The following is a 22,075-nucleotide window of genomic DNA, read 5'->3' on the forward strand; positions in this document are numbered from 1 at the left end:
AAAAAGATGCAGCCATCAAAGCTGCATCTTTTTATAATTGGCGTTCGTAAGCTTCTTGAAACTTTTGAATATCTCCTGCTCCCATGAACAGGATGACACTGTTTACGTGTTGCTTTAGAGTTTCTGTATTTTCTTCGTTAATCATTTCAGCAGATTCAATCTTATTACGTAAGTCCTCAATGGATAACTTACCATGGTTTTCTCTGGCCGAACCGAAGATATCACATAAATAGACTTTGTCTGCTAATTGAAGACTATTAGCAAAGTCCTCTAAAAATGTTTGTGTTCTTGTAAATGTATGAGGCTGGAATACAGCAACAATTTCACGATCTGGATACTTTTGTCTTGCTGCATCAACCGTCGCCTTAATCTCCGTTGGATGATGTGCATAATCATCAATCAACACTTGAGAGCCGACATGTTTTTCTGTAAATCTTCTCTTAACACCTGTGAAGCTTAAGAGCTGTTCCTTGACCTTATCAGCTGACAGCTCCTCATAGTGACAAATGGCAATAACAGCAAGAGCATTTAATACATTATGATCACCAAAGGTTGGTACCTGGAATGTATCATAAAAAGTGTTTCTAACAAATACATCAAAGGTCGTTCCTTCAGTAGTTTTTACAACATTTCTAGCCTGGAAGTCATTTTCTTCGCCAAAGCCATAAAAAACAACCGGCACTTTTGCTTGAATCTTTTGAAGCTGTTCATCATCTCCACAAGCAAAAATCCCTTTTTTCACCTGCCATGCCATCTCTTGAAATGCTGAAAAAACATCATCAATATTGGCAAAATAGTCAGGGTGATCAAAATCAATATTCGTCATAATTGCATAATCTGGAAAATACGAAAGGAAATGCCTTCTATATTCACAAGCTTCAAATACAAAATACTCGGCATTCTCTTCTCCTTTACCAGTACCATCTCCGATTAAAAACGCAGTTGGTTTTGCACCTCTCATGACATGCGAAAGGAGCCCGGTTGTAGATGTCTTCCCGTGGGCACCAGTCACAGCAATACTAGTGAAATTTTGCATAAAATCACCTAAGAAACGGTGATATCGAATGACAGGTAAACCTAGTTTCATCGCTTCTTGAATTTCTTCATGTTCATCTTTATAGGCATTTCCAGCAATAACTGTTAATCCTGGTACAATATTTTCTTTTTGGAAAGGTAGGATCTTTATTCCTAAATGCTCAAGGGCCGTTTGTGTAAAGAAACGTTTCTCAACATCTGAACCCTGAACCTCAAAATTCATATCATGAAGAATTTGTGCTAGTGCACTCATTCCAGATCCTTTTATACCCACAAAATGGTAAATTGTCATATAAAGAACCTCCAACCATCTTCTAACTGTATCACAGTATATGACATTTTCTTTTATTTGCTCATTTTTGCATTACAAGCCTCTTTGTTTGCAAATAGTGAACACGATTTTATCATATTGTGACATTATATCATTTTTTAATTATAAAAACTATGCAACGTTTGGCCATAATACCTTTTCTTTCTATGTCTATTTTACTCCATAGTTTATGAAAAAAAGCCTAAAATAACCATACTTACACTTCTTGTATACTTTGAAGATCATCCTGAGTAATTAATACATCACGCGGTTTACTACCACGATTTTCAGAAATATACCCGTTTTTCTCCATCATATCAATTAACCTAGCTGCTCGATTATATCCAATCTTGAATCTTCTTTGAAGGCTAGAGGTGGAAGCAGATCCTTGATCAACAACAAATTCACAAGCTTCAAAAAATAGTTCATCTTCTTCTTCTGTAACAGCAGCCCTCTTTAAGAGTTCCTCTTGATGAAACAAGTAGTTTGGACTTTGTTCCCTTCGTACATGAGTGACTACTTGATCAATTTCTTCATCCGATACAAATGTACCTTGTAGACGAACAGGCTTTGAAGAACCATTTTCTAAAAATAGCATATCCCCACGACCAAGTAGACGTTCCGCTCCGGCAATATCAATAATCGTACGAGAATCGATTTGACTTGATACAGAGAAGGCGATTCTTGTAGGAACATTTGCTTTAATTAATCCGGTAATAACATCAACAGACGGGCGTTGTGTTGCAATAATTAAGTGAATACCACATGCTCTAGCCTTTTGGGCAATACGACATATCGCTTCCTCGACATCAGCAGGAGCCATCATCATCAAGTCTGCCAATTCATCTATAATAATGACAATAAACGGTAGCTTATCAGCATGTTGATTATGCTGTTCACATTGTTCATTAAAACGATTAATCTCACGTACACCTGTATGTGCAAATAATTCGTATCGTCTTTCCATTTCTTCGACAGCCCACTTTAGGGCTGCTGTAGCTGCTTTTACATCGGTAATTACTGGGCTTACAAGATGCGGTATTTGATTATAAGGTGCTAGCTCCACCATCTTCGGATCAATTAAAAGAAGCTTTAATTCATCCGGTCTAGCTTTATAGAGAAGACTGACTAAGATGGTATTTATGCACACACTTTTCCCCGATCCAGTAGCACCTGCAATTAAGCCATGCGGCATTTTACGCAAATCAGTTACAATTGGCTTCCCTGATATATCTAGTCCGAGTACAGCTGTTAAAGGTGATTTCGATTCGAGAAATTCTGGGCTGTTAATAATTTCTGAGAGTAAAACCGGTCTACTTACTTCATTTGGGACCTCAATCCCGATCGTGTGCTTCCCAGGAATCGGTGCTTCAATCCGAATATCTTTTGCGGCAAGACTTAATTTGATGTCATCTGCTAAATTAGTAATTTTGTTTACCTTTACACCCGGCTCTGGTTGCACTTCAAACCTCGTAACCGATGGACCTTGTGTTACATTTACCACACTTGCTCGAACGTTAAAACTTTCTAACGTGTCGTTAAGAAGTCTTTCCCTCTCTTCAAGCCATTCCCCACTTGTATCATAAATAACAGGAGGTGACAGGAGATCGAGCTCTGGGAAAACGTAGTACGGATTTTCTTCATCAATCACTTCAGCTATCTGATTGACATTAGTAAGCTTCTCTTTGTCTTCTGCTTCCTTTTCAGGTATCAAAGGTATCGGAGGTTCAATAGTGGCCTCATTCTTTATTTGATTTCTTTTTTCCTCTAATTTACGACGATCTTCTTTCAACATTAATACATTAAAAGGCAATTGCTTGCGTTTAGGCGCAGGTTCGACAGGAGGTTCTTCATGACCATCTAATTCCCCCTGTTCGGTAATTTGTTGCGTGCTTTCTTCGATTGTTTGCACCTCTACCTGTTCAAGTTCCTCTTCAGCTACATTGAGATCTTCTGTCTGTATACTCTTTTCAAATACGTTCAGTTCGTCTATTTGTACACTCTGTTCACCTTCTAGTTCTTCCGCTTCCTCGGCAAAACTCTCAACTGCTACGGCAACCTCCAATTCCCCAGTAGTCACCAATGGGACATAGTGCTCTAAAACTTCCTCTTCAACTGTCTCTATTTGATCTAAATGATCATGATCCGGTTCTGCACCTGTTTCTGCAGGAAGCAATTCCTCCGTAACATCCATGCTAATGAAATCAATTGGATCCGTATTTATAATCGTTTCTTCTACTTGAACAACTTCTTCAATGGCCTGTTTTTCTATTTTTTCTACTTTAACAGGTGTTTCTGAAGAACGTTCTATGTACTCTTTCTTCAAAAAGGAATTTAACTCGTACTCTACCGGCTTTTCCTCCTGCATTTTTACCCTTTTCTCAAATCCATGGACGGGAGAAGGAATTTCTGTTGGTCGAAACGGCCTTCTTGACACATCTCTATTTTTCGTTTCACTTTTAGTAGGTGGACTTACTTTGCTTTCTGTCAGTGGGCTGACTCTAGGTTTCGAACGAACCGTTTCACTTTTCATAACTGGTTCTGTTCGTTGACGGGAAGAAGTCCTTTCTTTTCTACTTTTTCTAGCTGTTTGTTGCATTTCTCGTTCATCAGGTATTAACGGAAACTTAAATTTACCTTTCGGATACTGGTAGACAATTCGAGCATCCATATCTTTTTGTTCTTTTTTTGTTTCTTTAAATGATTCTACTTTTTGTTCATATATTTCTTCCGCTTCATCGTCACTTATTTTGCTAAACAATTTCTTAAACCAATTCAAACCTTATCACTCTTTCTTCTATCTCATCATGTCTTCTTATTTTATCACTGAATACAATAATATCGATAAGAAATAAAAGATTGCTAGTAATAATATAATTTTGAATCTTTTGACCTAACCAATTCTTAGCTTGTTGATCTTAGATTTAGGACACCCTAACGAAAAAAAGGACCACCATTGGCCCTTTAGTTTGGTTTTTTACTTCTGTTTTTTCCTAAGATAAAGATGGGTTCTAATTCACCATTTTCATATAAAAAGGATAATGCCGTTATTGGGACGCGACCGCTGGCAAAAAAGCTCATGGTCATTTGTGCGAGAATATCATACCCTGTCTCATTTTGAATATCTGCAAGAATTAATACATCCTGATGTGGAACCGCTATCGCCATATCTCCAGTAATTTTCGAACTCATTTCCTTCAAAAACGCATCGTTTAGGACACGGCTTGCATCATACCCGTCATTTGTATTGAGAAAATAAAAGATATTTCCTGCCACTTCATCACGTTTCATAGTAGTTTTTAGGCTTCTTACATTGAAAAGAGCGACTTCCCGAATATAGTCTCTCGTCCAATTTTCCTTTGCCATTAATGCTTCATCAATAATTCGGTATGCATTTCCCAAATCTAACGCATAATAAACTCTAGTTTCAGCCGTATGATCATCATATACTAAAGGAATTTCTTCACGCGATACAACAGGAGTAGACGTAGAGCGTATGACAGGGAAAATCCGAGTCTTTTCACCTTCTTGAGTCGTTTTCTCATCCATTGCCTTAAGGCCTTCCTCCACATAATATACAACTTCGTCGATGGCCTTTTCTTTGTCTACTTCCCATTTTGCTATAATTCTAGGCAACTCAACCGTAATTCCTCTTCCACTTTCCTTGCTCTCTATACGTAATTGATCATTTTTACGATCATAAGTGATCGTTCGGTTATCACTTTGAAGGCGCTTTTCAAGCTCCATCTTCATTTTTTTACTATCCATTTTCATATATACTTTGCCTCCTTATTGGAGAATTTCGCTTTTATCTACATGAAATAGCCCCAATCTTGTGAGGATTGGGAGCTATTTTTTTATTTTAGACCTTCGATAAATTGCTCAATTTCCTCTTGGGTTTTCCGGTCTTTGCTGACAAAACGACCTAACTCGTTTCCATCTGCAAACGCAATAAAGCTTGGGATTCCAAACACATCTAAGCTAATACAAAGATCAATAAACTGATCACGATCCACATGTACAAACTTGTATTCACTATATTTCGCTTCTATTTCTGGCAAGACTGGCTCTATCACTCGGCAGTCAGGACACCAATTTGCTGAAAACATAAATATATGTTTCCCGTTGTTTTTCATCGTTTCAAACTGTTCTACACTCTCAAGCATTTTCATATGATTACCTCCCATAACAGTTTATACAGTACGTAAATAGTTATTCAGACTACCCCATATTCTAAAACATTGTAGCTTCTTTTGAAAAGAAATTAGCTTCTAATAAAAAACGAAGGAATTCATCCTTCGCTTTCTTTTAACTTTATGGAGTTAACGATGTCACTCATCATATCTGCTTCGCTGCTTAGGGACCTAGTTTTTGTTTCTGTGGTAATCTTCATACCACCGACACCAATAGTAAGCTCATTCATATGATCTTCGAGCTTTTTTACTAATAGAAAGCCATATTTCCCATTTGTTTTAATTACTTTATCGATATCATATTTGTCTTGAGCGACAGTCGCTTGGTAAACGACTTCACTATCTTGAGCTTCTATTGGATTGTAAAACAATATATATGTTTTTGAACCATTCTTTAAAATAATATTATTCGGAGATTCTTCATCCACTTCAAAACCAAAAGGTAAATAATACTCAATTTCCTCAGTTTTATTATTTGGTTTTTTAGCCTCTTCCTTAAATGAGTTCTCCACAACATCAACTGTTTCTGTTTCCTCTTCGTCAAAGGATGCAGAACATCCACTAAGGTAAAATAGAGCAGCTATACAGAGGAGAGATGCCTGTATATACTTTCTCATACTTTCTTCCTCCCTACATAGGAACTATTGTCTTCTTTTCTATCATACCCGTCTCCCTATCCAATGACAAGCCTTCCAATTGTTACAATTGTGTATCTAAACCATTTATGTTCCTGTATTCAAATTGACCGACAAGCAAAGAGCTAACGTGAAGAAACATTTCCTTCCTTGGAATAAGCCCATTCGTCAAGATTCCTATTGCTCCTTCTTTGCTTCGAATATTTACTTTATCCATGAAATCATCCATAATCGGACCCAATTCTTCCCCTACTAAAAGCCTATGCTCAATTTCTTTTGGTAATAAGATTCTAGCTCCGCCGCTGATAATGGGGGGAGTTCCATGTTGAGCTAATGCCCCCCAATTACATAACATCATACCAAATTTCGTTTGCTGTACTCCACCTTCAAGACCAATCCCTATTTCTGCACCACTGATTTCAAGGGCTGCTTGCGCTCGATTGATGGCTCCTTGAATCGTCTCTTCATCTGAAAATGGTTGTTCACTTACTCCAGATGCGACATCCATTCCCTTAACTTTTGCATCATATCCCTTAAAAGCCTCTTCAACAGCTTTTACTTTCGTTTGGTTTTTTGAACCTACTGCCACATGCATATACCTACACCTCAACTTCAATATGAAAGGAGGTTCCCAATGGTTACCTCCTCTTGTTTTTAACTATTTTGTCTAATTGTATCTACTGTAGTCTGGTCACAAGCTTTTACAAGTTTTATTAAAAGCTCTTTTGCTGCAGCATAATCATCAACATGAACAATCGAAGCGGCAGTATGAATGTATCGAGAGCAAATACCAACAACAGCACTTGGAACACCTTCATTTGAAATATGCACTCGTCCAGCATCAGTACCACCAGGGGAGACAAAGTATTGATAGGATATATTATGCGTTTCTGCTGTATCTAGAACAAACTCTCTCATCCCACGATGGGTTACCATTGATCGATCTAGAATTCTTAGCAACGTTCCTTTTCCTAATTGACCAAACTCATTTTTATCACCCGCAGCATCATTTGCAGGACTTGCATCAAGGGCAAAGAAAATATCTGGTTTTATCAATGACGCTGCTGTTTGCGCCCCTCTTAATCCAACTTCTTCCTGAACGGTTGCTCCAGAATATAAAGTGTTTGGTAAGGTCTCTCCTTGAACTTCTTCTAATAATTCAATAGCTAAACCACATCCATATCGATTATCCCAAGCCTTTGCCATTATTTTCTTTTCATTTGCCATTGGGGTAAACGGACAGATTGGCACTATTTGCTGTCCCGGCTTAATTCCTAATTCTTTTGCATGATCCCTGCTATCTGCCCCAATATCAATCAACATATTGCTAATTTCCATCGGCTTACTTCTCTTACTTTCGTCCAATAGATGAGGAGGAATGGAAGCAATCACCCCAATAACAGGACCGTCATTTGTCATGACCTGTACACGCTGTGCTAGTAGAACTTGGCTCCACCAGCCGCCTAATGGCTGAAAACGAATCATCCCATTATCAGTAATCGCAGTAACCATAAATCCTACCTCGTCCATATGTCCTGCAACCATAACACGAGGGCCATTGGCATTTCCGTGCCTCACTCCAAAAATACTTCCTAAATTATCTTGAATGATTTCATCAGAATACTGAGTTAATTGTTCACGCATAAACTTTCTAACCAAATGCTCGTTTCCAGATGCACCCTGAAGTTCCGTTAACGTTTTAAAAAGCTGTAATGTCTTCGAATTCATGTATTATGACCTCCTAATATTCACATGACTCTTTATGTACAATCTTATTTTACTGAACTTTCCTACGTGTTACCACTTTATTGGCTGTCACTCTTAATTATGTACGCAAAATTTGATATGATGGAAGAAGGAGTTATTGGTATGTAAAAGGAGGGGCTTTATGAACTGGAAATCATTTTTAACTGGTGTTTCTGTTGGAATCATTTCAGGCTTTCTAGCTAGCGAGTGGGTCTCCCAAAAGGGCAAAGTGTCCCCAGAAAAAGCCCTTACACACGCAAAGGCAAAATTTAAAGAAAGAGGTCCGATTAGCGGCTCTTGGATTCAAATGACAACCGAGCCGTTTGAAAAAAATAACATCACCTATGATGTGTATAAAGGTGGAGTATCACGAACGGTAAATGATACTTTAGAACAATACGAATTTATTTCAGATGCAAAAACCGGATCTATTTTAGAAGTATATCCACTATAAGAAAAGCTGCCGAAAGGCAGCTTTTCTTATATGACTTTCTTTACTGACTCAACAATTTCATAATGTTCATTCCACTTTATCGCTCGATAGAAAGCATCATGATAAAAGGTAAACCAAGCATGTTTCTCCATTCCAAATTGGAGCCACTTTTGTTTTGCCTCTATCGAATTCATTGGATAATCATCATATGCCATAACCCAAAGTGGATTTAAATGGGCATGAGTGGGCATGATATCTGCCATATGAACAATCACTTCATTGTCATCCTCTACAATAAGAATGGAATGTCCATCACTATGTCCACCAGTATGAACCATTTTTATTTTCCCGTTGACCCACTCTTGCTCAAAGGGAACAACCTGTAATTCTATACTTTGCCAATTCTCTTTCCAGTATGTATTTTGAGACCGAATATTTGGTTTTCTCATTTCATTCCACTCTACTGTGGAAACGATAATTTCTGCATTAGGAAATGCAGATACATACTCGTTATTTACTTTTTCTGTTAGCCCACAAGCATGATCAAAATGCATATGTGTCATTAAGACATAATCAATATCTTCTTTTGTTAACCCAAGTACTTCTAAGGATTGTAGCAGTTCTGATTCCTCTGTTACACCGAAATTCTTTATTTGTTTGTCAGAGAGCTTTCCTTTCCCTATTCCAGTCTCAACCAAAAAGTTTTTCCCATCCTGCTGGATTAGAATAGGGTCGGTTCTAAGTTCAATTTGATTCTTGTCGTTATGAGGGTATTTCTTTGACCAAAGTGCTTTCGGTACGACACCAAACATGGCACCACCATCTAAATGAGTAACTCCACCATTCAACCAAGTAAGCTTAACATGGTTTAACTGCAACGTTTCCATTTCATCCCCCCTAGGTCATATACCTGTATTGTACCATCCCTTCCTTTTTTAGGAATATAAAAAAGAGTCTATTAAGAAAATAGACTCACTCAATTTACTGTAAAAAATTCTTCCCATAAAAAATTTCATCCATTTCAGAGGTTAAGCTTTCTGTTATTTCTTCCTGCTCATATAGGCTTAACGAATCCTTTGTGTATCCAAATAAGTAATTATTTAAATCAAAATTTTTCAATTTACACTTCGTGTGAAAGATGTTTTCTTGGTACACATTCACATCAATCATATCATATTGATTTTTGATCTCGTCTGGAATAAAGTTTTGAATCGAAGTAATATCATGGTCTATAAATAATTTATGACCAACTTTATCCCTCGTAAATCCGCGTACCCGATAATCAATAGTCATAATATCTGTATCAAATGAATGTATTAAGTAATGTAACGCTTTTAAAGGAGAAATTTCCCCACAGGTAGAAACGTCAATATCGGCTCTGAAGGTACTTATTCCTTCATATGGATGATACTCAGGGTACGTATGAACAGTGATATGACTTTTATCTAACTGAAACACAACATTATCTGGTAATGGTCCTGGTGATTCATCATATGTTGACTCTGTGGGAACCTCTACTACAGGTCCTTCAGACACGAGAATGGTCACACTTGCACCCTGTGGTACATAGTCCTGCTGAGCAATATTTAGAACATGTGCACCAATAATATCGGACACATTATTTAAAATTTTTGTTAACCGATCTGCATTATATTGTTCATCAATATACTCTAAGTAAGCTTCCCGCTCCTGCCTGGTTTTTGTATAACAAATATCATACATATTGAAGCTAAGTGACTTAGTTAAGTTATTAAATCCATGCAACTCAATTCGCTGTTCTGGAGTGAGCATTCATTCTTCCCCCTTCACATAATCTCCGTAAATATTATTAACTTACCCAACTCCTTACGAAAAAAACAGTCCTACAATAGTAGGACTGCTTATTTTTTCTGAAATTGAACTTCGCAACGATTGATACGAAAGCCTTTGGCGGAAAATTTCTCTTCGTATTCTGTCATAATATTCCCTTCATAAGAACTATTATGAAGATCTAAGCTTACATACTTTAAAAGCATTCCGTACTCTGAAAAGCTTTTAAGAGAGAACTCAAATAAGCCTTGATTATCTGTTTTAAAATGAATCTCACCGTTATCTACCAGAATATTTTCATAAATGGAAAGGAAGGTTTTGTATGTTAACCGCCTCTTCTCATGGCGTGTTTTTGGCCAAGGATCAGAGAAATTTAAATAAACTTGATCAACATCACCCTTAGCAAAATAGTTCTGAAGTTCGACAGCATTTACGTTCATTAGACGCAGATTAGGAAGGTCTTCCTCAATTAGACGGTCGAGAGCAATCACAATTACACTTTTATATACCTCAATCCCAATATAATTAATATGTGGATTTGCTTTAGCCATTTCAGTAATGAAACGACCTTTACCTGTTCCAATTTCGATATGAATAGGCTGGTCATTACCGAATACTTTATTCCAATTTCCTTTGTAGCTTTCTGGACTTGCTACAACATATTGCGGATAGGATTCGAGCCTATCCTTTGCCCAAGGCTTATTTCTTAAACGCATGTTGACACCCCTAAAATAATCTATCGTTCAAACCATATCATGCGAACAATTTTGTTGCAACCCAAACTAATACTTCGTCCATATAATTAATTTACGTATAAATAAAAAAAGGAATTCACAACATAAATGTGAAGTTCCTTTTTGCGTATTTTCAAGCAACCTTGAAAGGGTGTATCGAATGCCTTTAGAACAGAAAGATCAAATGAATTTATTAAAAGATATATTAACGAATCACAGTACCGATTGTTGTGGGTCCGTATCTGAATGTGAACAATTAGAACGTTTGGTAAAATCACTAATGGTTAACACGGAACTCAATCATGATACAAAAAATACACTGGAACAAATTTACAGTTATTCACAGCAAGGTACAAATACGAATGAACTTGATCAACATATCGAGTCACACCAAGAACAACTTGGACAGTGGGTATCAGAAATCGATCAATTTTCTTGAGCAACCAGTGTAGCTAAATAATTGACCCAGTAATTCATCTCTTCGTATCTATTCTTATTTTTATGCCATTGAATAGATGAAATGGTCTGTGCAATCGTATACCATTTCATTCGTAGCATCAGTTCGTCCGTCAGCTCTATTTCATACATGTCCAACCATTCGCGCCATTTGTCTTGCGGGAGATACCAGTACAGCATCATCCCTAAGTCTATGGCAGGGTCTGCAATCATCGCGCCATCCCAATCAATGAGATACAACTGGTTGCTTACTGTGAGCAACCAGTTATTGTGATTAACATCGCAATGACAAACAACTTTTTCCTCATAATGTATACGATCGAGCTCCTGATGCAAGAATAATAGAGCCTCTTGGATGGCCGCTTGAGATTTCACTTCCTTATCTAGCCCTTCCACTACAATGGACAAAAGATGAACAGGCTCTAAGGGTGTTTTCCCCATCCTTTTTAGCATGCCGAGTAAGGCTTCCGACTGGTGGATTTTCTTTAGAAGTTTTGCCACTCGCTTCGTATTCATATCTTGCGGCTTTAGCTCTCTGCCCTCTAACCATTGCTGAGCAGTGATTACATCCCCGTTTTCAAGCCTTTTCGTCCAAATTAGCTTTGGAACAATACCTTCTGCTGATAATACGGCAAGGAATGGAGAGGAATTTCGTTTAAGAAAGAGCCTCTGATCTTCATGCTGTGCAATAAACGCTTCTCCTGTCGCTCCTCCTGCAGGAACGATTTCCCACTCTTGTCCAAATAAGTGTTCCAAAATTGTTCACCTTCATTTTAACTGCGTCGTTAGTTTCTATAAATAAGTAGCTTTACTCTATTAAGTATTCACCATGGCAATGCACAAGTCTCTTACAAGTAAAAAAGACGGCTATTGTAAAGAAAATCGACAATAGCCATCTTTTATAGATTTTATCTCCTAGTGTTTCCTTCGTCAAGTAGAGACATCATACTTTCTTACTTGACTAGTACATACACACTAAGTTGAGGGAGACTAAATTCTTTTTCATGTAATTGATAAATCCCATTCATTTCTACGATGTTTTGGTCCACAATGACCTGCCAATCAACGGTAGGTAACGAAACATAACGTTCTGTTTTTAGAGGATTGAGTAGTACGATAATTTCACTCCATATTCCAAATTTCCTAACATCACGAAGGGTGTATCCAATAACGGGCTTTTCCACTGGTAAAAAAGACATATGCTTATTAATCAGTTCGGTAGAATGAAAACGGAATGCTTGATGTGATTTTCTTAATTTGATTAATCCCTTGATATAATCTACATGCTCTTTGTTTTCAAATACTCGGTCCCAATCAACTTGATTAATGTCATTAGGGGCTCTATAACTATTTCCGTTACCTTTTTTTGTCCGAAAAAATTCTTGGCCACAATGTAAGAAGGGAACCCCTTGAGAAAGGAGAACAAATGCGGTTGCCAATCTCTGTTGCTTTTTTCTAATCTCCTCAGGTTCCTCTTTTTCACATATAAGGAGTTTATCCCAAAAGGTATGGTTGTCATGAGATTCAATGTAATTTACCGATTGAATCGGTTCTTGAAACAATCCCTTTTCCTTCAAACCTACACTACCTGCTAAAATTTTCTTTGCAGCCTCGTAATATCTTTCATTTCCTAATGCGTAGCCTTTATCATGGAGATTGAATGTATTGCCCTTTACCGTATCCCTAAAGAAGTCATTGAATTGACCAACTCTTGGAAGTTTCTTCTGATTACGAATACTCGCCTTTGTATCAATGGCAATTGGCGTATTTAAATCCCATCCTTCCCCAATCATAATGGTTGAAGGATCCAATAAATCAAGTGATTTTCTTATTTCATTCATTGTTTCTATATCTAAGATCCCCATCAAATCAAACCGAAACCCATCTATACCATATTCTTTTTTCCAAAAGAGTACCGATTCGACGATAAATTTCCTTACCATTTTTCGTTCTGAAGCAATATCATTACCTACTCCAGTTCCATTAGAGGGCATTCCATTTTGATCATGTCGAAAAAAATAGCCGGGTACAATTTTTTCAAAAGAAGATTCTTCTCTAATGTATACATGGTTGTATACAACATCCAATATCACTCGAAGTCCTTCATCATGAACAGCGCCAATTAACATCTTTAATTCATTGATTCTTGCATACGGATCATGACAATTTGATGAATAACTTCCTTCAGGGGCATTGAAGTGTATTGGATTATATCCCCAGTTATAATCTTCCTTATCCCCCAGCTCATCAACACCTGCAAAATCATGAAGCGGAAGGAGCTCAATATGAGTTACTCCTAAATTCTTTATATAGCTAAGACCCGTAAGCTGACCGTGGCTAGTAAACGTATCTCGTTCACTCGCACCTAAATATAAACCTTTATCTGTAACTCCACTATTTGGGTGGATGGTTAAGTCTCTAATATGTGCTTCATAAATAATAGCGTCAGTTGGGGAATTAAATCCTGTTAGCGGTTTACTGACCACAGGGGTTCGATTCAAATCGACTATCACTCCTTTTTCCCCATTAGCTGTAACAGCAACAACATAAGGATCTACCGCTTCTCTCCATTGAAGATTTACACAAACGAGATAAGTATAGTGATATCCTTCCAGATCTCCTTCTACCGTAGTGACCCATATTCCTTTTTCCATACGAGTCATTTCGTAATGACATGTTTGATCGTCAGCTGTTCTAGCAAGTTTAAGCTGACATTGTGTTGCGGTAGGCGCCCAAAGTGTAAAGATGGTCCTTTCTGGTGAATATTGAATCCCTAAAGGCCCGTCATAGTAAAATTTTTCGTCAAACTGCGGAGTACGGATAACCGCTCCAATTTGGAGATCCGTCTCTCCTCCATATTCATCCATTACACAATAAGTCAATCCGATTTCTGGTTTATTATCGGTAGTACAAATATATTTAACGGAATCATGTAATCGTATTTTCTCAATAATAGCTAATTTCTCCGTTTGATCACCAGCTTTAAGTGAAAATTCCTTTGACTCGCCATTATGATAACTCATAGGTAACAAGATCGTAATTATGTTCACATCATCTAAATAGGCATAAAAAAGTCTTTCAATAATAATCATGCATTTTTCAGCTCCTTCTGCCCCCTATCCTTCTTTATTCCCCTTGTTTTAATTGGCAACACCTGCTGACAAGCCTGAATTTGTAAAGGCGTTTCAGCAAAATAATCACCATCAGCATGTGCCATCATTGGGGTAGAAGAATATATTTGAATTTCTCGTCCAGTTAACATCTTCACTTCTTTGAAGGCGACATGACCACCCCAAAAAACGCTTACAAACACAGAAAGCATTTTTAGCCTTGATAAACGATGTACGATAATAATATTTAACAAGCCATCATCGGTTTTGGCATTTGGAGCAATTTGCATTCCTCCGCCATAAAACGGCTGGTTGGCCACAGTCACAAACCAAGTAGCAGGAAAATCATAAACGATTCCATCCACAGTAAGTTGAACATCTGTCGGTTTAAAAATAAGAATTTCCTTAATAAGCAAGTACACGTATACTAGGCCACCCAAGGAAAATTTATTTAGCCACTTTTTCACCTTAGATTGATTGGCGAGTTTGGAAATTAAGCCGTCTAGACCTGCCCCCATGTTATTTATGAAGTACAGGTCCTCCATACTAGAGCTTGATATTCTACCAATGTCTGCTAACCTCGGTTCTTGCTTTCTCTCTCTTAACAATACAGTTAATGCATGAAGAGGATTTCTTGGTATTTGAAATCCTCTTGCAAAATCATTTCCAGAACCAGCGGGAATAAATCCAACCTTAACATGTGGAATAGAGATGACCCCATTAACTACCTCATTTAATGTTCCATCTCCTCCAACAACAGTGATTATTATCTCGCCTTCTTGCTTAGCAAGAAACATCGCTATTTCAGCACCATTTCCTTTGTAAGCGGTCAGAAAGGCTTCGTAGGGTATTTGTTTTCTTTCTAATTCTTTTTCTACTTTAGCCCATACTTTTAAACTGTAGCCATTTTTCGCATTTGGATTAATAATAAAGTATAATTTCCCCATTTTTCTCATCCCATACGTATCTAAAATTCTTTTTCTTCTTGTTCCCCTTTATTTAAAACATCCCATTCTAGTCGGCGCATACTGGTTGTTTGGCTAAACTGCAGGAGCATTTGTGCTGCTTTTAGCTGAGCATGCTTTAGTGGAGTTTTATTGCTTCTCATCGTTCGAAACCAATCTTCGTAATTTCTTTTTTCAATGAGTTGTATACCATAGGGTGGATAAGGATAATCAATATAGCCATTTCTACTTAATACTACTTTATGAATCGGCAACTCTATTTCATACAACTCAAATATTTTCTTTACAATTTTTTCTGTACGATTAAGTCCAATAAGTGGATTTAGCACCTTTTGTTCCTGATCTTGATGACGCTTTATCCAAAACCTTTCTTTCGTCCCTTGAAATACAGTATGGTCCTCTTCCTCTAAGAAACTGATACACCACACATCTGTTGGAGTGATCAAGATCGTCTCTACTTCTACCGGAGCTTTTTTCAATAGAAAGATTGGCTCATACATCACGAGCGTTGTATCGGGAAAGCGTTGCAAAAAGTACTTAAGTCTGTGATCATACAAATACTTCTTACTGATATTTGATTGCTCTAACAAGGTTGTGCTCGCCCATTTCATTTGAAAACGAAATAATTGGTCAAGAAATTGATGCTTGAGCTCAACTTCAGTAGCTGGTTTAAAGGTAAAAGAAGGGGAAAATGAGAGACCTGAAGATTCTTGTACCTCCGATTGTATCTCCTTCTCCAGCGCTACTTCGTCTTTTCTTTCTCTTTTAAAAAACCCCTTCATACGATCAACTAAAGGCTGTTTATCTTCTTCTAACCAATTCGTTGAGACGGGTTGAATGCTCTCAATAATAGAATCTGACTCCCAGAGAGAATAGATTTTTTCCCATTGCTGCTTTTTCAACCTTACATATCTAGTTGGATATTCATAAATATTTTGTTCGTAACGTGAAACATAATCTTGCAGTTTAATTAATTGTCCCATACGGGTTTTCCTTTCTATAAACAGATGATCTATAACTTAAAAGATTGAATAACCTCGTATTTTGGTTCTCTTTCCAAATGTGTCTGGTATAACACCATTTCATTAGCAACAAACGAGATCGTGTCACGAACAAAAGGGTTCTTTTGTTGTAGTGATTCAGGCGTAAATAGGGTATCACCCTTCCACTTTCTTGCTACTGTTATATGTGGATGAAACGCTCTCTTCTCTAGGGAATAACCCGCTAACTCACAAGCATGAAATACCTTTTTCCTTACTTCGTATAAACATATTTGTTCCACTAATCGCACCCAAAAGATTCTTGGAGACTCCTTTTTTCCAAAAGTATCTAGTCCTTCCATTTCTAAAGGAAACGTATTTTCTTTCTTAAGTGCATCTGATACAAGTTGAATCGACTTTTCCAACATGCCTATTTCTGAGTTACCTAAAAAGGCTAGAGTAATATGATAATCCTCAGGATGAACCCATTTTTGAAAAGGAAATTCTTTTTGGATTGGAAGTAGTTTATTATATACAAGTTTTTTCGTATCACTTGGTATTTTTACTGCATAAAAAAAATGAGTTTTTTTATCCATTAATTTTTCAAACCTTTCAAGCTTTCTTATATTTTAACAGAGATTGTAACTGAATCGAAAAAATGACGATTACATGAAGCACATATGTTTGAATACAATATACCTCTTTAGGTATAATAAAGTTATTCTCTTTTATATGTTACATTTCCCATTTTTGTAGTAAAAATTTCGAATTCTAAGGAAAATAATTGAAGGTTAGGAGAACATTAGATGAAAGTTGTTCAAAATATTGCAGAACTAATTGGGGAAACCCCTTTACTTAAATTAAATCGTTTGGCCCCAAATAATGGTGCTTCCGTCTATTTAAAACTCGAATTTTTTAATCCTAGTAAAAGCGTAAAGGATCGTGCTGCATTCAACATGATTATTACAGCTGAACAGAAGGGATTATTAAAAAAAGGAGCAACCATTATTGAGCCGACAAGCGGGAACACAGGAATTGGACTAGCCATGAATGCTGCAGCCCGAGGATACCGTTCCATATTAGTCATGCCTGATACCATGACTAAGGAACGCATAAATTTATTAAAGGCATACGGTGCTGAAGTTGTTTTAACACCAGGTGATGAAAAAATGCCTGGGTCGATTAAAAAGGCACAAGAGCTTGCGAAAGAAATACCTAATAGTTATTTACCTATGCAATTTGAAAACGAAGCAAATCCAGATGCACACAGACACTCTACCGCTCTTGAAATTGTTGGGGCGATGAAGGAAATTGGTAAGCCCCTTTCCGCATTTGTTGCCACTGCTGGAACAGGAGGGACGATCACTGGAACGGGTGAATTGTTAAAAGAACATTATTCAAATTTGCAAGTTCATGTAGTGGAACCTGCAGGCTCCCCAGTCCTTTCTGGGGGCCAGCCCGGGAAGCATAAATTAGTAGGAACGAGCCCAGGATTTATACCTGAAATACTAAACCAGGATGTATACGACCAGATTCATAAAATTACAGATGAAGATGCCTACTCAATCACAAGAAGATTGGCTAGTGAAGAAGGAATATTAGTTGGACCATCCTCAGGTGCCGCTTGCTACGCTGCCATTGAAGTTGCTAAAACTCTTGGCCCTGATGACGTGGTTGTCTGCATCGCATGCGATACCGGTGAAAGATATCTTTCAAGTGATTTATTTTCTTAAGATACTAGAGAAGGCTGCCCTAGTAGGCAGCCTATTTTAGTTACTCTATCGATCCGCATTCCTTCTCTATTTCGTCCTTTATCAACTGCTGAAGCTTTTTCGTAACTTCACCTGGAGTTCCTTCAGAAATTTTTTTCTTCTCAACTTCTACAATGGGTGTTACCTCCACGGTTGTTCCAGATAAAAATACTTCATCTGCACGTAAAACCTCTTCAACTGTGAATTCTCTTTCTTCAAAAGGAATTTGATTTTGCTCACATACTTGCTTTACTTTTTGCCTTGTAATTCCGTTTAATATCAAGTTGTTCGCAGGATGAGTGATAACCGTTCCGTTTTTCACAATGGCAACATTAGAGGAACTTCCTTCTGTTACGATATCCCCTCGATGTTGTATGGCCTCAAAGCAACCAGCTTCAACTGCTTTTTGTTTAGCAAGTAGATTTCCTAGTAAATTGAGACTCTTAATATCACAGCGAAGCCATCGAATGTCTTCAATGAATATAGCCTTTATGCCTTCTTGCATACTGCTAACCGGACGGTCCACTTTTCTCGTATATGCAACAAAAGTAGGAGCTACGTTGTGAGGGAAGGCATGATTACGCGGAGACGCCCCTCTTGTAAATTGCATATAAATAATGCCATTTGCCAGCCCATTTTTCTCAATAAGACCTTTTAACATTTCCTCTAGTTCCGACGGTTGATAAGGTATTTGAATGCTTATCTTTTCCGCACTTTCCTGCAATCGATTCAAATGCTCTTTTGCCGTAAACATTTTTCCATTATACACCCGTATTACTTCATAAACACCATCGCCGAACTGATAGCCACGATCTTCAATATCTACCGTTGCAATTTCACGATCTACTATTTCTCCACCCACAATAACGTATTCCATACATACACTCCCTTTGTTCTCTATTTATTTAGCTAATTCATATAAGGCTTGAGCATAGATTGCTGTTGCTTTTAGCAAATCCTCTACAACCATATACTCATCCTTTTGGTGAGCCACGTCCGGTCGACCTGGGAATAATGGCCCAAAGGCAACTCCTGATTGCAGTGAACGTGCATAAGTGCCCCCACCAATCGCAAGCAACTCTGCCTTCTCACCTGTTTGTTCTTCATAAACCTTTTTCAGGGTTTGAATTAGAAAATCCTTTTCATCCACATGATGAGGTTTGGAGTCTGATATATTTTGAACCTCAAACCCTTGTTCATGTAGAACAGGAGCTAGCTTTTCCTGTATTTGATCAAGTTCAGCTGTAACTGGGTAACGAAGATTGATTCCTAACATCCCGCCATTTTCTTTTGTAAAGGAAAGTTTACCAACGTTCATCGTAAGATCCCCAGAGATCTCATCTGTATAAGCAATTCCCAATTGTTTTCCACGGCTATCTTGATAGAAATAGGTTTGAATAAACGAAAAATACTGTTTGGCTAGGCCACTTAGCGATAATTTATTTAGGAAAACAGCGAGAAGGATGCCGGCATTTTTCCCAAGATCAGGTTCCATCCCATGCACAGATACTCCTTCTAGTTCTAAAATAAGTTCTCCATTATCAAGTAAGTATTTTCCATTCAGCTGTTGCTCATTTAGGAAGGTTTGGAATTCTTGAATAATATGTGTTTCTTCTTGATTGGTATGTAAGGCCACCTTGGCGAAGTCTGGAACCATATTGTAGCGTCTGCCTGCTTGAAAAGATAAAACAGTGGTTCCACTGTTTTCCTCCGTTTCGTAAACCCTTTGCACAATGTCAAAATCCGAGATTCCTTTTTCAGCAAATATGATTGGGAAATCAGCATCTGGCGCAAAACCCATAGTCGGCATCTCTTCCTGTTCAAAATAATGCTCCACACAGCGCCAGTTGCTTTCTTCATCCGTTCCAATGATCATTCTCACTCTTTTCGAAAGAGGTAATTGAAGTTCTTTTACAATTTTCATCGCATAATAAGCGGCCATTGTTGGTCCCTTATCATCAATGGCCCCACGAGCATATATATTTCCATCACGAATTTCTGCTGCATACGGATCACTCGACCATCCATCTCCTTCTGGCACCACATCAACGTGACAAAGAATGCCGACGCTTTCCTGTCCTTCTCCAAATTCTACATGCCCAGCAAGATTTCCTACATTCTTGATTGCAAAGCCATCAGACTTCCCAAGTTCAAGCATGTGGACGAGTGCATCCTTTACCCCCTGTCCAAGCGGTGCATCATCAGTGGCATTTTCTTCATCTAGAACGCTTTTTATTTGTAAAAGCTTTCTTGTATCTTCAATTAATGAATCTTTTCTTTTTTCGACTTCTGAAAACCAATTGATGTTTGTCACGAAAATCCTCCTAAAAAATCCAATCTACTTGACTTAAATAATATATCCCCGTGCAGGAAAAGACAACCGCAATGACCATTCCTAGAAGAAGTTTCAAAATAAAAAATGCTGTCCTTTTTTTGGACAGCATTTTTCTTATGGACCCAGTAGCTCTTGCAGTTCGGCATTTTCGTAATCTAATGCGTAATCATAGGCGGTGTAGCCAGAGGCATCTATGTAGTTGGCATCTGCCCCGTATTCTAACAATAGCTTTACCATTTCTACGTCCTCCGCAAAAACAGCACTGATGAGTGGGGTGGCATCATATATATCGACCGTATTGGCATCTGCCCCATTTTCAAGTAATAAAGCTGCAGCATCATAGTAACCCGAGTAAACCGCCCAATGTAGAGCAGTTGAGCCTTCACTATCTGCTTCATTTACATCAGCACCTTCATCTAAAAGAGTGGATATGGCATCCGTATCGTTCTCACTTGCTGCCTCCATTAGGGGTGTCATGCCCTCGATTTCAAAAGCTTCAGAGAATACATTGAACTTCTCTAGTACCTTGTAGGTCATATACACGCCGCCAGCAAATACAAGTGATAGAAATAAAGCTACGATTACTCCAATTACGATTCCTCTTTTTGGTTCCTTTAACGTCTCCACTTCTGTTTCTGAAAAGAATTTATCAACTTCATATAATCTTTTTGGCAGATGAGGATGTGTAGAGAGCTTTTCATTTAACCAAACAAAGAAGCCTGCTTCCGATTCTATTTGTCTCATATATGACTCTTTGTTGACCTTTTTATAAAGCTCCTTCCCAATTGCTAAAATGGTCAAAGCGTTTTTTGATGCTGGTAGTGATCCAGAGTAATAGGTTGCATAACGGTCGCATGTATATTCACATGCCCGTAAGTAGGCATCTCCTAAAAAAGGGACCCACATGGCTGGTAATAGAAGAAAATTCACCGTTACATGCTTCCTTTTTAAATGAGCAAACTCATGAGCAAGAACAAATAGTACTTCATCTTCTGCATCTCTTTCAATAAGTTCAAATATCTCCGAATAAAGGACCACCATATTTCTCCCAAAAAATCTGGTCGCAAATGCATTTAATGTTCCTTGTGATTCAATAACATACATTTGGGGCATCTTTTCTAAGCCCATTTGTGCGGCCATTTCCTGTGCCTTTTGATAAAGGATAGGAAATTGTTCTTCACTTATACGTACGCCATTTCTTCTAATGCCTCCGACCATTAATCCATGAAAAAATACGGATAAGAGGACCATGACGATAATAATTCCAATACCTAGAATAGAAAAAACTAAAAAGAGATAGGTTAAAATACTAAAAGTTAAAACAAGTGCAAAATAGATATTCTCTTTGCGATGGACAAGCTGTGAAGGTAAATAAGTATTCAATCTGTGTCATTCCTTTCAAATTATTATTGTCCTATTTTTTCAAAAATCAAATTTCTTATCATAACCGGTATGACTTAAGTAATAGAATGTAACAGCAGCAAGAAAAAGGAGGGATATTTTAAAGAAAAGATTACCGTTTTATTAAATTATTATGTAAAAGTAGAAATTATCTGTAAATAAGAGTACAATAATCTACAAGA

Annotated in this window: 21 protein-coding genes; 3 read left to right on the forward strand and 18 right to left on the reverse strand. The window is 37.7% G+C overall.

All coding sequences use genetic code 11. The annotated features are described in order from the left end of the window. Positions 1-31: 31 nt before the first annotated feature. From murC to ACVBAX_RS20360, 7 genes are all read right to left on the reverse strand, one after another. A complete protein-coding gene (gene murC, locus ACVBAX_RS20330) occupies positions 32-1,327 on the reverse strand; it encodes a UDP-N-acetylmuramate--L-alanine ligase (protein WP_447118606.1) in 1,296 nt (431 codons plus the stop codon). Positions 1,328-1,562: 235 nt separating this feature from the next. Next, positions 1,563-4,124, reverse strand: coding sequence for a DNA translocase FtsK (locus tag ACVBAX_RS20335; RefSeq protein ID WP_447118607.1), 2,562 nt, complete (start codon positions 4,122-4,124; stop codon positions 1,563-1,565). Positions 4,125-4,309: 185 nt separating this feature from the next. After that, on the reverse strand, positions 4,310-5,113 hold the full coding sequence (locus ACVBAX_RS20340; protein WP_447118667.1) for a DUF1444 domain-containing protein: 804 nt from the start codon (positions 5,111-5,113) through the stop codon (positions 4,310-4,312). 89 nt (positions 5,114-5,202) lie between these two features. Further along, positions 5,203-5,517: a thioredoxin family protein gene (locus tag ACVBAX_RS20345; protein WP_447118608.1), complete on the reverse strand. Its 315-nt coding sequence runs from the start codon at positions 5,515-5,517 to the stop codon at positions 5,203-5,205. 119 nt (positions 5,518-5,636) lie between these two features. Beyond that, entirely contained in the window at positions 5,637-6,155 is a 519-nt protein-coding gene (locus ACVBAX_RS20350; RefSeq protein WP_430776079.1) for a hypothetical protein, read from the reverse strand. An 82-nt stretch (positions 6,156-6,237) separates the two neighbouring features. After that, entirely contained in the window at positions 6,238-6,768 is a 531-nt protein-coding gene (locus ACVBAX_RS20355; protein WP_447118609.1) for a DUF84 family protein, read from the reverse strand. A 59-nt stretch (positions 6,769-6,827) separates the two neighbouring features. Then, a complete protein-coding gene (locus ACVBAX_RS20360) occupies positions 6,828-7,901 on the reverse strand; it encodes a M42 family metallopeptidase (protein WP_447118610.1) in 1,074 nt (357 codons plus the stop codon). A gap of 160 nt (positions 7,902-8,061) precedes the next feature. Between ACVBAX_RS20360 and ACVBAX_RS20365 the strand changes: the two genes are divergently transcribed. Further along, complete coding sequence (locus tag ACVBAX_RS20365; protein ID WP_447118611.1) at positions 8,062-8,373, forward strand: PepSY domain-containing protein; 312 nt, start codon at positions 8,062-8,064, stop codon at positions 8,371-8,373. 26 nt (positions 8,374-8,399) lie between these two features. Here ACVBAX_RS20365 and ACVBAX_RS20370 read toward each other — a convergent pair whose 3' ends face one another. From ACVBAX_RS20370 to trmB, 3 genes are all read right to left on the reverse strand, one after another. Then, entirely contained in the window at positions 8,400-9,239 is an 840-nt protein-coding gene (locus ACVBAX_RS20370; RefSeq protein WP_447118612.1) for a YtnP family quorum-quenching lactonase, read from the reverse strand. 94 nt (positions 9,240-9,333) lie between these two features. After that, positions 9,334-10,143: an adenosylmethionine decarboxylase gene (gene speD / locus ACVBAX_RS20375; RefSeq protein WP_447118613.1), complete on the reverse strand. Its 810-nt coding sequence runs from the start codon at positions 10,141-10,143 to the stop codon at positions 9,334-9,336. An 89-nt stretch (positions 10,144-10,232) separates the two neighbouring features. After that, the gene (gene trmB / locus ACVBAX_RS20380; protein WP_447118614.1) at positions 10,233-10,877 is read right to left on the reverse strand and encodes a tRNA (guanosine(46)-N7)-methyltransferase TrmB; all 645 of its coding nucleotides are present in this window, start codon (positions 10,875-10,877) and stop codon (positions 10,233-10,235) included. Positions 10,878-11,055: 178 nt separating this feature from the next. On the opposite strand from trmB, the gene ACVBAX_RS20385 reads away from it, so the two are divergent. Continuing rightward, positions 11,056-11,334, forward strand: coding sequence for a YtzH-like family protein (locus tag ACVBAX_RS20385; protein WP_447118615.1), 279 nt, complete (start codon positions 11,056-11,058; stop codon positions 11,332-11,334). On the opposite strand, the gene ACVBAX_RS20390 is transcribed toward ACVBAX_RS20385, so the two are convergent. The 5 genes from ACVBAX_RS20390 to thpR form a co-directional block, all read right to left on the reverse strand. Next, entirely contained in the window at positions 11,322-12,107 is a 786-nt protein-coding gene (locus ACVBAX_RS20390) for a phosphotransferase (protein ID WP_447118616.1), read from the reverse strand. The two genes, ACVBAX_RS20385 and ACVBAX_RS20390, sit on opposite strands and share 13 nt — an antisense overlap. A 197-nt stretch (positions 12,108-12,304) precedes the next feature. Next, the gene (pulA, locus tag ACVBAX_RS20395; RefSeq protein ID WP_447118617.1) at positions 12,305-14,443 is read right to left on the reverse strand and encodes a type I pullulanase; all 2,139 of its coding nucleotides are present in this window, start codon (positions 14,441-14,443) and stop codon (positions 12,305-12,307) included. Beyond that, positions 14,440-15,408, reverse strand: a complete 969-nt coding sequence (locus ACVBAX_RS20400; RefSeq protein WP_447118618.1) for a diacylglycerol/lipid kinase family protein — start codon at positions 15,406-15,408, stop codon at positions 14,440-14,442. Before ACVBAX_RS20400 ends, pulA begins: the two co-directional genes overlap by 4 nt. A gap of 20 nt (positions 15,409-15,428) precedes the next feature. Next, positions 15,429-16,409, reverse strand: a complete 981-nt coding sequence (locus tag ACVBAX_RS20405; protein ID WP_447118619.1) for an NERD domain-containing protein — start codon at positions 16,407-16,409, stop codon at positions 15,429-15,431. A 29-nt stretch (positions 16,410-16,438) separates the two neighbouring features. Continuing rightward, positions 16,439-17,002 carry an RNA 2',3'-cyclic phosphodiesterase gene (thpR, locus tag ACVBAX_RS20410; RefSeq protein ID WP_447118620.1) on the reverse strand — a complete coding sequence of 188 codons (564 nt, stop codon included), beginning with the start codon at positions 17,000-17,002 and terminating at the stop codon, positions 16,439-16,441. Between the two features lie 210 nt (positions 17,003-17,212). On the opposite strand from thpR, the gene cysK reads away from it, so the two are divergent. Continuing rightward, complete coding sequence (cysK, locus tag ACVBAX_RS20415; protein ID WP_447118621.1) at positions 17,213-18,139, forward strand: cysteine synthase A; 927 nt, start codon at positions 17,213-17,215, stop codon at positions 18,137-18,139. 40 nt (positions 18,140-18,179) lie between these two features. Here cysK and dat read toward each other — a convergent pair whose 3' ends face one another. The 3 genes from dat to ACVBAX_RS20430 form a co-directional block, all read right to left on the reverse strand. After that, positions 18,180-19,034: a D-amino-acid transaminase gene (gene dat / locus ACVBAX_RS20420; protein ID WP_447118622.1), complete on the reverse strand. Its 855-nt coding sequence runs from the start codon at positions 19,032-19,034 to the stop codon at positions 18,180-18,182. A gap of 24 nt (positions 19,035-19,058) precedes the next feature. After that, a complete protein-coding gene (gene pepV / locus ACVBAX_RS20425; RefSeq protein ID WP_447118623.1) occupies positions 19,059-20,471 on the reverse strand; it encodes a dipeptidase PepV in 1,413 nt (470 codons plus the stop codon). 135 nt (positions 20,472-20,606) lie between these two features. After that, positions 20,607-21,875: a M48 family metallopeptidase gene (locus ACVBAX_RS20430; RefSeq protein WP_447118624.1), complete on the reverse strand. Its 1,269-nt coding sequence runs from the start codon at positions 21,873-21,875 to the stop codon at positions 20,607-20,609. Positions 21,876-22,075 lie beyond the last annotated feature (200 nt).

The organism is Robertmurraya sp. GLU-23 (assembly GCF_052983275.1).

What these genes read in the sequence shown, in the direction of transcription:
- murC (WP_447118606.1), bottom strand. Translation starts at nt 1,327, where the DNA reads ATGACAATTTACCATTTTGTGGGTATAAAAGGATCTGGAATGAGTGCA.
- ACVBAX_RS20360 (WP_447118610.1), bottom strand. Translation starts at nt 7,901, where the DNA reads ATGAATTCGAAGACATTACAGCTTTTTAAAACGTTAACGGAACTTCAG.
- ACVBAX_RS20365 (WP_447118611.1), top strand. Translation starts at nt 8,062, where the DNA reads ATGAACTGGAAATCATTTTTAACTGGTGTTTCTGTTGGAATCATTTCA.
- ACVBAX_RS20370 (WP_447118612.1), bottom strand. Translation starts at nt 9,239, where the DNA reads ATGGAAACGTTGCAGTTAAACCATGTTAAGCTTACTTGGTTGAATGGT.
- dat (WP_447118622.1), bottom strand. Translation starts at nt 19,034, where the DNA reads ATGGAATACGTTATTGTGGGTGGAGAAATAGTAGATCGTGAAATTGCA.
- ACVBAX_RS20355 (WP_447118609.1), bottom strand. Translation starts at nt 6,768, where the DNA reads ATGCATGTGGCAGTAGGTTCAAAAAACCAAACGAAAGTAAAAGCTGTT.
- ACVBAX_RS20345 (WP_447118608.1), bottom strand. Translation starts at nt 5,517, where the DNA reads ATGAAAATGCTTGAGAGTGTAGAACAGTTTGAAACGATGAAAAACAAC.
- ACVBAX_RS20340 (WP_447118667.1), bottom strand. Translation starts at nt 5,113, where the DNA reads ATGGATAGTAAAAAAATGAAGATGGAGCTTGAAAAGCGCCTTCAAAGT.
- ACVBAX_RS20405 (WP_447118619.1), bottom strand. Translation starts at nt 16,409, where the DNA reads ATGGGACAATTAATTAAACTGCAAGATTATGTTTCACGTTACGAACAA.
- ACVBAX_RS20350 (WP_430776079.1), bottom strand. Translation starts at nt 6,155, where the DNA reads ATGAGAAAGTATATACAGGCATCTCTCCTCTGTATAGCTGCTCTATTT.
- thpR (WP_447118620.1), bottom strand. Translation starts at nt 17,002, where the DNA reads ATGGATAAAAAAACTCATTTTTTTTATGCAGTAAAAATACCAAGTGAT.
- ACVBAX_RS20400 (WP_447118618.1), bottom strand. Translation starts at nt 15,408, where the DNA reads ATGGGGAAATTATACTTTATTATTAATCCAAATGCGAAAAATGGCTAC.
- cysK (WP_447118621.1), top strand. Translation starts at nt 17,213, where the DNA reads ATGAAAGTTGTTCAAAATATTGCAGAACTAATTGGGGAAACCCCTTTA.
- trmB (WP_447118614.1), bottom strand. Translation starts at nt 10,877, where the DNA reads ATGCGTTTAAGAAATAAGCCTTGGGCAAAGGATAGGCTCGAATCCTAT.
- ACVBAX_RS20385 (WP_447118615.1), top strand. Translation starts at nt 11,056, where the DNA reads ATGCCTTTAGAACAGAAAGATCAAATGAATTTATTAAAAGATATATTA.
- speD (WP_447118613.1), bottom strand. Translation starts at nt 10,143, where the DNA reads ATGCTCACTCCAGAACAGCGAATTGAGTTGCATGGATTTAATAACTTA.
- pulA (WP_447118617.1), bottom strand. Translation starts at nt 14,443, where the DNA reads ATGATTATTATTGAAAGACTTTTTTATGCCTATTTAGATGATGTGAAC.